This window comes from Hominimerdicola alba (genome assembly GCF_900109655.1).
In the GTDB taxonomy this organism is placed as follows: domain Bacteria; phylum Bacillota; class Clostridia; order Oscillospirales; family Ruminococcaceae; genus Hominimerdicola; species Hominimerdicola alba_B.
The window spans coordinates 16,453-27,046 of the sequence record NZ_FOAT01000026.1; the positions used below are offsets into that span (position 1 = coordinate 16,453).

Genomic DNA, 10,594 nt, shown 5'->3' on the forward strand with positions numbered 1-10,594 from the left:
ACTTTTCGCGAAAAGCTTGACCAAAAGCTCCCCTCCTTGGCATTCTTACCCAACTTAGTTGTTGCCCTGCCAAAAATTATGAATTATGAATTGTGAATTAATTCAGTCCCGTTACCAGCACCCCCACAGCATCCTCACATACCTTAGTCACTCCCGCCAACAGCGAACAGCTTATCTCATTCATCTGCGTGCCTATCAGCTTGTCGCTGTCCACCATCACATCACTGCCCAGTATCAGCTCCGCCGCCGCTGTGCTGTCCACGCCAAGCACTTTGTTCGCAGGCATCTCTGCACACTTCACCAGCGTCACACCGTAAGGCGTCTTTATCCTGCCGCTCGTCATAAAGTCCCCCACGCAGAACTTCATCTCAGGCAGAGCCAGTATCTGCGCCATCACCGCAGGACTGCACACCATAACGTCCATGTCGTGGGTGCTCATATCGCTCCAGAACTTCGCGATATCCGCATAGCTTATAGCGTCCCCCGCAATAGTCGAAGGCACCACATCGGTTATAAGCTCCGTGCATATATACCTGTTCAGCGCCCTGCCCACAGATTCGCCTATGTCCCTCAGCACTATGCCGAAAGCCTCTAACCTCTGCTTTCTCACCGCCTCATATGAACAGCTCAGCAGTCTTGCAAACTTCTTCACCTCTCTGGCTGTACTGTCCAGCACCACCATTGTCTCAGGCAGATCGTCCCCCTGATCCACAGGGTTGCTGCCGGAACTTATTATGGTAAATCCCCTGAAATCCATGCCGTCAGTGCGTGATACTGCCCCGCATACCGCCGAAGCTATGCTGACTCTCTCCACGCCTTTCTTTATCATTCTTCTCACATACTCAGGGAAAAGCACCGCCGACTGCGCCGTCACGAAGAACTTCTCCACCCTGTCGCTGTCCGCCCCCGATACCTTGATACCGAAGCGCTTCAGCTGTCTTTCAAAAGCGTCCAGACCGCCCAGCTCCGTACCCTTGTAACCCTCATCGGGGTCAAGCTCCGCCAGCGCCTGAGTAAAGCTCTTTCCTGTGATGTTGTAAAGTGATCTTTCAAGTCTGATATTATCGTACATAATTACCTCCATATTCTCCTGCCGTCCGATTCTCCCGCACCGCCCGACAGATAAGCCTGTGCGTTCGTTTTCCGTTTCCCGACTTTTCTCCGTGTCCTCGCCGCTTAATCCCCCATAAGACCATCAGTCCCGCTGTCGGCAAACGCTAAAAGTCCAAGAAATCTCCCTCACCCATCCCCACCCCGCCGCCACAAAGTCCAAAATATTACTCTCTTACTGTTTTACCCCAAGGCACTACACCCTGAAAGCTTCCATCTCACCGCTGTCACAGCCCTCATAAGCCGCCACACCTAACGCTTTCCCCGAAGCCGCTTCCTCTCTCAGCTGACGTGAAAGCTTCTTTTTCAGTTCCAACAAAGCGAACACATCAAGACCATCTACCTCACCGATGTCCGCGCTCTTAACAAAGCTCCCCAGCCTGATGATATCCGCTCTCAGGTCTTCGCAGAAACAAGCCTGCATCTCCCTTATCACATCGATATCACTGCCGCCGTACACCTTCGTGACCCCCGCCGCCCTCTGTGCAGGCACCGCCACAAAGCTCCACTCGTAAGCATCAACAGGCTCATCAAGGGTCACATAGCAAAGCTTTCCGCCGTAGCTCCTGCCCTTGATATGCGAGCAGCCACCCTTAGCACCGTCAGCCCCGCACACCGAGCATATCCGCTTCGCCACCGAGCATCCCACCGATACCTCTTTCTTGATGCCACCCTCTATCTCCGCTATCAGCGACTTGTTGTCCTCCGTCCTCACCATGTAGGCAAAGCCTATCAGCGCCCTGTAAGCCCTGCCGTCCGCAGTCTTCCTCTCAGGATAAGACCTCACCTCCGTATCGTATATCCTCGCCGTCTGACCCCTGCTGCTGTGGTCATGGTCGAATATCCCTGTCCTGCCCACAAACAGTCCCGCCAGCCTGTCCAGCGCTTCATCTGAGAACCTCTCATAGTCCCTGTCAACGTCGTTGTCGCAAAGCAGTACGCTGAAACAGTACACCTGCTCCCCTTTCAGCTCACCCACCGCATGACGGTTTATCTTCTCCATTACCTCTTCCGTGATTCCCATCTTCTCTCCGTTCATTTCCCGCTTCTCCTCTCTTCTTCCGCTTCGTTTTCAAGTTCTATCTTCCTCGCCTGAGCGTTGTACAGCCTCGACCTCGCCAGCGCTTCTTCGTCCTGAAGATTAATGTTCCCCCACTCGATATCCACCCCGCAGTCCGTGCCGCAGGTCCTAAGAAAAGCCTCGCATATGTCTCTGAGTACAGGCTCCAGCAAACGCCTGTAATACTCCAGCTCGCTTGTCAGTATGTCCGCCTGCTGACTGCTCATCCTCTCCGTGGTAGACCAGTTCAGCCCCAGCAGAAATGGCGGCACCGAAAGCTTCGCTATCAGCTGTTCCAGTAGCTGTCTCACAGGCACCTCCGTGTCGATAAGCTGATTCTCCGCCCCGATGACCTTTATACCCACATCGCCCACCGTGATAAAATCCTTGACTATGCCGTTCTTGGCGCTCTGCATACCGTCAGCCCATGCCGCCGCTATCTCCTGCGCCCTCTCCCTTGCGTACCTCTTGTCCGAACCGTCCTCCGCAGGCTTGTAAGTCACCGCATAACGCACATTTCCTACCCTGTCAAAGTTCTGCCCGATGCACTGGTATATCCTCATCAGCACACTGCTTATGGCGGGCAACCCCCGCAGTACCGATACTCCGTCAGGGTGTTTCGGGCTGGGATTCATCACCGTGTAAAGCAGTTTCTCGGGCTCGGGGACTTTCATCACCTCACCGCCCCCATAAAAACAGAACTCCCTGTCCAGCGCCCCCTTACCCTGCTTCACCCTGAAAAGACTGCTGTCCCCCACAACCAGCCCCCTGACGGTCATAGTCTCCCTGTCCGTCACTATCCTGCCCACAGCCCTGCCGTAGGTCAGCAGACTGTCCAGGTACATATCCGCAAAGGTGTTCAGGCTTTTTCCAGATATACCCACAGTCACCTCTCTGCAAAAGCTTTCCAGCTCATCGCTGAACCTCTCATCTCTCGCCATGACCTTGAAATCTCCCACCAGACGTATTATCTTCCCGAAACAGGCATCTATCACAGGCACCGTCGCCCTCAGCCCGTCGTATATCCCCCCTTCAAGGCACCCCTCGTCCGCCGCCAGACGGAATATGCTCTCCCCCGCCTCAGCCGAAAAGCACTGCCTTTCGTAGGTCTTATCTACCCTGTCCTTTCTCCCGAATATCTTCAATCCGAGTCCTCTCCTTTCCTCAAATCATACCGATATCACAGCGAATCCGCCACCGGTATCCTCTTCCAGCGAACTCACAAAATACCTCATATCGTCCATAGCATGATCGTTCTCCTTTATGGGCTGATCTCTCCCCGAGCTTTCTTCCCACCTGTAAAGCGTGAACTCCCTCAGTATGTCCTTACATTCAGCCCCGAACCTCAGACGTCCGTCACGTATCATATCCTGTGTCCTGCGTATCCCCGATATCACATCGTTCTTCGCCTGTATCACCCGATATCTGCCGTGCCTGCGTATGCACTGTATGAACGAAGCCGCCGAGGGGTCACAGACCACGTAGTCTATCTCCCTGTCCCCCGCCAGCTCTTCCAGAGCCTCATAGTGTTCCTCATCGGTACGTCTGCTGCCCTCTCTCGCCGAATCGTAGTAGTACTCCCCTATCCTGTACCATATGTCCTCTTTCAGCCCCCAAAGCCCGAAACTGCTCGGATTGACTGTCCCGTAGTCACAGCTCACCGCGAACCTTTCGCAATCATTTGGTGCTTCCTCGATAACATATTTCTTCTCGTCAAACATGGGATATACCAGCCCCTCAGCCGCACTCCACCGCCCCAGAACGAACCTCTCGTAAAACGCACCCGAATAAAGCCTCTCGTACCGCCTTTTCACTTCCTCGCTCAGCGAGGGGTTGTCATTCAGCTCAAAATGTATGTACAGCAGATTCTTCTCCGCCGCTTTGTTTATCCATTCCCGCTTGAACCAGTGATAGGGATTATCAGGGTTGCAGTTGAACCACAGCTTCGACCCCCTCACCGAACACCTCGCCACCGCCTGCTCCACAAAACTCCGCGGCATAAGTGCCGTTTCGTCCATAAGTATCCCCGCCAGCGTGACACCCTGTATCAGCGCCGCCGAAGCTTCATCTCTTCCCCCGAAGAGATAATACCTGTTCCTTTTCCCGCCGAAATCCACGTCCATGTAGTTCTTCGATACGTTCTCCGCCACCGTGAACCCCAGCTTTTCCGCCCATCTCAGCAGTTCCGTCACCAGATTTCTCCTAAGACTTATTATCGTCTTCCCGCAGAACCCGAAATTCTTCCCGTTGAACCGCCCCATGGACCACACCAGAAAACTCAGCGCCATACAGCTTGTCTTTCCCGACCGCACAGCACCGTCGCAGATTATCCCGTCATACTTCCTGTAAGCAGAGTTCGCCCACCACTTGAACAGAAATCTCTGCTTAGCCGAAAACACCAAGGGGTACCGCTTCCTACTCATCAGCACCGCCCCCGTTCTCGGCTGTTTCCCCTGTTTCGGGCGGACTTACCCCCACCGCCGCCAGAAACTCCTCCGCCGTTTTCACCTCTTTCAGCTCGGGCATAAGCACAGCCAATTCCGCCAGAACCTTCTTCCAAGCCCTTTCCGCACCTATCTTCCTACTCATCAAGATCTCCCCCTTCTATCTCCGTTTCGTCCATATCCTGCGAACCGCCGTACACCGCATTCAAAAACTCCTGCGCCGCCGATACTTCCTTAAGTTCAGGGTCAAGCTCCACCAGCTTCTCCAGAGCCTTCTGCCTGTCAAAAAACTTCATCTCAACACCGCCCCCCTTGACCTTCTTTATCTCCGATACGTTGAAAAGGTCAGCAGAAAGCACTTCTTCCCTTGTAGGTTCATCCGCAAAAAGCAGAGCCGCCGCATCGTTAATGCTCCCGAATGCCAGCCGCGAAAGCCCCGTCTTCACATAACACAGGTTCTGGATATCATCACTGTCCAGCTTGCGTATCGCCCGCTTCACCGACTTCATCGCCAGCATATCCGCTTCAAGCTCCTTGGCTTCCTCAGGGCTGAACCCCAGCCTCACCGCCGTCTCCGAACCGTTTCTCGTCCTCACAAACATCTTCGCAAATTTTGTTGGTGTAATTTTCATAATAGTTCCTCCTTTTCTTGGCTTCCTCAAAAAAGCCTTTTCACTATCACCCTTTTACCCCCAAAAAGTTGTACGTTTTTGTACAACTCTTGCAGAAATATGTCCGAATTAAATGATAAAACATTTGTTTCACCAAACTCCCATCCGTAAAACTGTGTACATCTCACAAGAAACCCGCATTCAAATATAAATATGTTAAAACATCAAAAAATGCTTTTTTGCCCCTTACCGAACCACCAAAAATACCCCAAAATCAAAAACCGACAGCCCGCCCACCCGCGAACTGCCGATAAAACAAAATACGTTTATCCCGCTGATACACCATTCTATACAACCTTTAAACAGGCATTATCAATAGTTGACGGTATTCTTCCCCCGCCGCAGGCGGGGGGAAGAATACCTCGAATATATTATATTGGCGTATGAAGCAGTGTGCTAAAGGGTTAGCCGATAAAACAAAAAGCGGAGGACCGCCGTACCAAGGTACAGCCGTTCTCCGCCAAATTCATATCCAGTTTATTCCAGACTCGCCCACTCGTCCATCATCTCGTCAAGCGCGGTCTTCTTCGCCTCAAGAGCGTTGCATTTCTCCGTCATCAGCTCAAAATTCGCCGCAACATCGGGGTCAGCTATCTCGTTCTCCAGCCTGAAGATATCCACCTCAGCCTGCTCTATCAGCTCCTCCAGCTCTTTCAGACGCGCCCTGCGCTTCGCCTCCAGCTGACGCTGCTCCTTGCTGCGGTAGCTTATCTCCTTCTGCTCACGCCTGTCCTGCTCCGCCTGAATCCGCTTCTGCTCCGCAGCTGCCTCCGCCGCCGACTTGTCAGCCGCACTCACAGCCGCCGCATAAGCGTCAAAATTGCCCTCGTAGCAGTTCACCTCGTCCGCCTTTACCTCGATTATCCTGTCAGCCACCTTGTTGATAAGGTATCTGTCGTGGGATACAAGTATAATAGTACCCCCGAATTCCGCCAGCACATCTTCCAGAACTTCCTTGGTGTTCAGGTCAAGGTGGTTCGTAGGCTCATCGAGGATAAGCACGTTACCGCGTGTGTACGCCATTATAGCAAAACACAGCTTAGCCCTCTCGCCGCCGCTGAGCACCGATATGGGCTTGAATACGTCCTCGCCCGTCAAAAGTACCGAACCCAGCGCCTTTCTCGCCTCCGCAGGTGTCATCGAGGGGAACCTGTCCAGCATCTCATCAATGACCGTGCTGCCCATGTGCAGTATGTTGTGCTCCTGCTCAAAGTAGGAGATCTTCACGTTTCCGCCCCACACGATGTTTCCCCGCTCATGGGGTATGATATTCTGTATCAGCTTCAGTATGGAAGTCTTGCCGATGCCGTTTGACCCGATTATAGCCGCGTGCTCGCCCCGCCTGATGTGCATATCAAGGCTGTTTATCAGGGTCTTGCGGCTCTCGCCCTCACCCACCACCAGCGGACAGTCTATCACCTTGACAATGTCCTTGGTAGGCTCGATATCGTATTCCAGCTTTATCTTGGGCGGTCTTGTGAACATCAAAGGCTTCTCGATGCGCTCTATCCTGTCCAGCATATGCTGCCGCGATTTCGCCATCTTAGCCGTCGAAGCCCTAACCTTGTTCTTGGCTATGTACTCCTCCAGCTTCTTTATCTCCTCCTGCTGAGATTCCCACTCCTTCAGCTGACGTTCCGCATTGTGCTTCTTCTGCACCACATAAGCCGAATATCCGCCCTTGTAAGAGGTCAGCCTGCCCAGCTCTATCTCGCATATCCTGGTGCATATCTTGTTTAAGAAGTATCTGTCGTGAGATACTATCAGTATTGAGCCCTTGTAGCTTTTCAGGTAGTCTTCCAGCCACATCAGCGTGGTAAAGTCCAGATGGTTGGTAGGCTCGTCAAGTATTAAAAGGTCGGGACATTCCAGCAGAAGCTTCGCCAGTGCCAGACGTGTCTTCTCACCGCCCGAAAGGGATGATATCACCCTGTCACGGGGCACATCCCCGAAGCCCATACCGTTGAGTATGCGGCTGATGTTCACATCTATCCTGTAACCGTCATTAGCCTCAAAATACGCCGAAAGCTCCGAGTATTCCGCGCTGACAGTCTCCAGTTCAGCCCCCGCAAGACCCGTCATCTGCTGTTCCAGCTCGTCCATTCTCTTGCGTGCCGCCAGAAGCTTGTCAAAAGCCTTGTGAAGCTCCGCATCAATGGTGGAATCACTTTCCAGCCCGCTGTTCTGCCGCAGAAAACCTATGGTGCAGTTCTGCGATATCTCCACCGACCCCAGACCGTCATCAGTCTTGTCAAAGCCCATGCTCCCTGTCAGAATATTCAGAAGCGTGGATTTTCCGCAGCCGTTCACACCGATAAGACCAATGGTCTCCCTGTTTTCGATGACAAGGTTTATATCCTTCAAAAGCGGCTCGCCATTAAAATATTTATATAAATGTTCGATCTTTACCAGCATAACTTTCTCCTGTCATTTTCCCTGATCTTTCCTGCACTCTATTTCCGTACCGCACCCGCGGCAGATAAATTCTTCCGTTCGGATCACACAGTGCCAAGACACCCGCGTATTAGCGCCATTTCCGCAGCCCCAACTCAAAGTCCCATAATGTAGCGATTCAGCTCTTCTTCCTCATCGCAAGACACCACAGTCGGTATCCCCGCGCCCCAAAGCACCTTTGATATCGCGTCCATCGTCGGGATAATATCTTCATATACATCCGCCTCAGCAGTAAGCTCATAATACAGAAACCCGTCGGGATACATACGCAGCCTGTCCGGGTGAAACTCATCGTTATTGCGTATCATGATATCGAACCTGCCAAACCCATAGTCCGAGATCCCGCGCTTTTTCGCCCTGCCGAAACGCTTTTCAAGCACCCCGACAACATCCTCGCGGGACATATCCGTATGCATATAAAGCCTGCAGTACAAAGCCCCCACCTCCCGATGAAAATATGTGCATTATCTTTTTTATTATATCACAGGATATGTGAAAAGTAAAGATACCAAAAATGAATTATCTGACCAAAAAATTCCGCGGCAGAAAACCCGCGCACCAACCAAACTATGCCGCGAATCAAAGCGCGCGGTTTATGCGACTGCGTCGGCATATGCCTCGCGCCAGCAGGCTTGCGGAGAGCTCGAGAGGCAGAGCCTCTCGGTCAAGGCGCAAAAGCGACGCGCCAACAAAGCAATAAATAGAACAGCGAACTTCCGACCCTGTCAAAAAGGCGCGGCAATATCAAAAATCCGAGCGTATGCGAACGTATGCCACCGCACAAACTATCCGCGTAAGTATATTGCCGCGCCTGAAATCGGACAGCGAAGCGAATCCGATTTCTCGCCCCGAGGAACGAGGGGCGAAACCTCACAAACTATTGACCACAAGCAAATGTCCGAATGTATAAGTAAAGTCCTGATTTTTGGACTGATATATGTTTCAAGCGTTACAGAGTGCGGCACTCTTATCCATACGTACTGCGGTAGCCAAGGTCGCCCCTTGCGGGGCGAGCTGTCAAAGACGCTTCGCTGTTTGACAGCAGGCGCGGCAATAATTCTCCGCAGATAGAAAGAGCGTAGACGTTTGTATTGTCCACGCTCCGATTTTTGTTATTGCCGCGCCTATTTGGGCGGGAAGTTCGCTGTGATTTTAAAGTTCGCTCTGCATTTTGGTTTCGTGCCTTGGTGATTGAGGGCTCTGCCCTCAAACTCCCGCAAGCCTTTCGCGAAAGGCTTGAGCCAAAGCTCTATTCGCGGCTTAATTTGGTTGGGGCGCGGGTTTTCTGCCGCGAAATCCGCCCGTCCGGCGTTAGGACCCTTTCGCGAAAAGCTTGACCAAATGTTCACTAGCGATAAAGCACGAATACCGCCTTATGCGGCTTTTTTACGCCTATCGAAATCTCTTCCGTCAAGTACTATCCTCGACTTTACAACATTGAACCTGAAAATGATCTCGATTTCCTGCGTCCTGTGACCGCTGGATTTATCAGGTTCATGGACTATTATCCTTTCGATCATTTCACGCAGATTCTTGGGTGTCAGCTCGTCGATGTGCTTTATCTTCTTGACTAGCTCGATGAAATCGTGAATATCCGAGCATTTCTGCTCTTTGTCTTCGATGAACTTAGTAAGCTCTGCGACCTTGATCCTAAGCTGTTCCTGCTCATTCTCATAGTTTTTGGACATCACTTCAAATCGTGAATCGCTGATCTTACCCGAAACGTTATCCTCGTAAAGCCTTGTAAACAGCCTGTCCAGCTCAGTTATTCGCTTTTCGGACTTTGTCAACAGTTTTTTCGCGTTCTTGACCTCGCTCAGATACTCGGCATTTCTGCTGTCAATAGTTGTGCGAACGAATTCCTCTTCATTCTTTGTGACTGTATCGAGAATGCTGTTCATCTCCGCAAGGACTACCTGTTCAAGCACCACCGTCCTTATGTAGTGCGCTGAGCACACCTTGCTGTCATACGAATAACTCCCGCATTTAAAATGTTCGGTGCTCTTACCCTCTTTTGAGTGTCGGCAGATGTACATAAGTTTGCCGCAGTCGGCACAGTAAACTATCCCCGAGAACGGGTTGATCTCGTTGGTTTTTTGCTTGCGCCTTCTGTTTTTGCGTATCTCCTGAACTACGTAAAAATCCTGCTCGCTGATTATCGGCTCATGGGTATTCTCAAAAATCATTCTGTCTTCCGCAGGATTGTACAGTGTTTTATGGCATTTGTATGACTTCTGCCTGGTCTTGAAATTCACGATTTTTCCCAGATACTCCTGCCTTTCAAGTATTCCGACCACCGACTTGCAGTTCCAGCGATAGGGCTTTTCACAGGTTATCTGTCCTGTGGACTTTAGCTCGTTATAGGCAGTCGGTCGAAGGATCTTCTCATCAGTCAGGATATTTGCGATTTTCATCGGACCGTAGCCCTCGATGCAAAGGCGGAAAATTTTTCTGACAACAGGTGCGGTTTCCTCGTCTATGACCCATTGATCTTTGTCCTGTTCAGACTTCTTGTACCCATAAGGTGCGATCGGAGAAAGCGGTTTCCCCGACATTCCTTTCGCCTTGAATACTGCTTTGATCTTCTTGGAGGTATCACGGGCGTAAAAGTCGTTGAACACATTTCTGAAGACCATCATATCGTTCTCAGACTTCTGAGTGTCCACGTTGTCATTAATGGCTATATATCGCACGTCATGTTCGGGGAATATTATCTCGATGTATTGACCTGTCATGAGGTAGTCACGCCCGAGTCGGCTGAGATCTTTTGTTATGACAGTGCCGATTTTTCCGTTCTCCATATCTCTGACCATGCGCTGAAAATCGGGTCTGTCGAAGTTAGTCCCCGACCAGCC

The 10,594-nt window shown here is 51.5% G+C and carries 10 protein-coding genes; all 10 read right to left on the minus strand.

All coding sequences use genetic code 11. The annotated features are described in order from the left end of the window. Positions 1-97 precede the first annotated feature (97 nt). The gene (locus BMY75_RS16460) at positions 98-1,072 is read right to left on the minus strand and encodes a phage major capsid protein (protein ID WP_074836118.1); all 975 of its coding nucleotides are present in this window, start codon (positions 1,070-1,072) and stop codon (positions 98-100) included. 234 nt (positions 1,073-1,306) lie between these two features. After that, a complete protein-coding gene (locus BMY75_RS16465; RefSeq protein WP_074836121.1) occupies positions 1,307-2,149 on the minus strand; it encodes a hypothetical protein in 843 nt (280 codons plus the stop codon). After that, entirely contained in the window at positions 2,146-3,315 is a 1,170-nt protein-coding gene (locus BMY75_RS16470; RefSeq protein ID WP_074836122.1) for a phage portal family protein, read from the minus strand. The genes BMY75_RS16465 and BMY75_RS16470 overlap by 4 nt, the downstream gene beginning before the upstream one ends. Before the next feature lie 24 nt (positions 3,316-3,339). Beyond that, positions 3,340-4,593 carry a PBSX family phage terminase large subunit gene (locus tag BMY75_RS16475; RefSeq protein ID WP_074836125.1) on the minus strand — a complete coding sequence of 418 codons (1,254 nt, stop codon included), beginning with the start codon at positions 4,591-4,593 and terminating at the stop codon, positions 3,340-3,342. Then, complete coding sequence (locus BMY75_RS18135) at positions 4,586-4,759, minus strand: hypothetical protein (RefSeq protein ID WP_170844335.1); 174 nt, start codon at positions 4,757-4,759, stop codon at positions 4,586-4,588. The genes BMY75_RS16475 and BMY75_RS18135 overlap by 8 nt, the downstream gene beginning before the upstream one ends. Then, the gene (locus BMY75_RS16480) at positions 4,752-5,246 is read right to left on the minus strand and encodes a terminase small subunit (protein ID WP_074836127.1); all 495 of its coding nucleotides are present in this window, start codon (positions 5,244-5,246) and stop codon (positions 4,752-4,754) included. Before BMY75_RS16480 ends, BMY75_RS18135 begins: the two co-directional genes overlap by 8 nt. A 516-nt stretch (positions 5,247-5,762) precedes the next feature. After that, the gene (locus BMY75_RS16485) at positions 5,763-7,700 is read right to left on the minus strand and encodes an ABC-F family ATP-binding cassette domain-containing protein (protein WP_074836130.1); all 1,938 of its coding nucleotides are present in this window, start codon (positions 7,698-7,700) and stop codon (positions 5,763-5,765) included. 134 nt (positions 7,701-7,834) lie between these two features. Then, positions 7,835-8,173 carry a hypothetical protein gene (locus BMY75_RS16490; protein WP_074836133.1) on the minus strand — a complete coding sequence of 113 codons (339 nt, stop codon included), beginning with the start codon at positions 8,171-8,173 and terminating at the stop codon, positions 7,835-7,837. 533 nt (positions 8,174-8,706) lie between these two features. Beyond that, a complete protein-coding gene (locus tag BMY75_RS18680) occupies positions 8,707-8,838 on the minus strand; it encodes a hypothetical protein (RefSeq protein ID WP_278289290.1) in 132 nt (43 codons plus the stop codon). A gap of 274 nt (positions 8,839-9,112) precedes the next feature. Beyond that, positions 9,113-10,594, minus strand: a 1,482-nt coding sequence (locus BMY75_RS16495; protein ID WP_074836136.1) for a recombinase family protein, incomplete at its 5' end; no start/stop codon positions are given.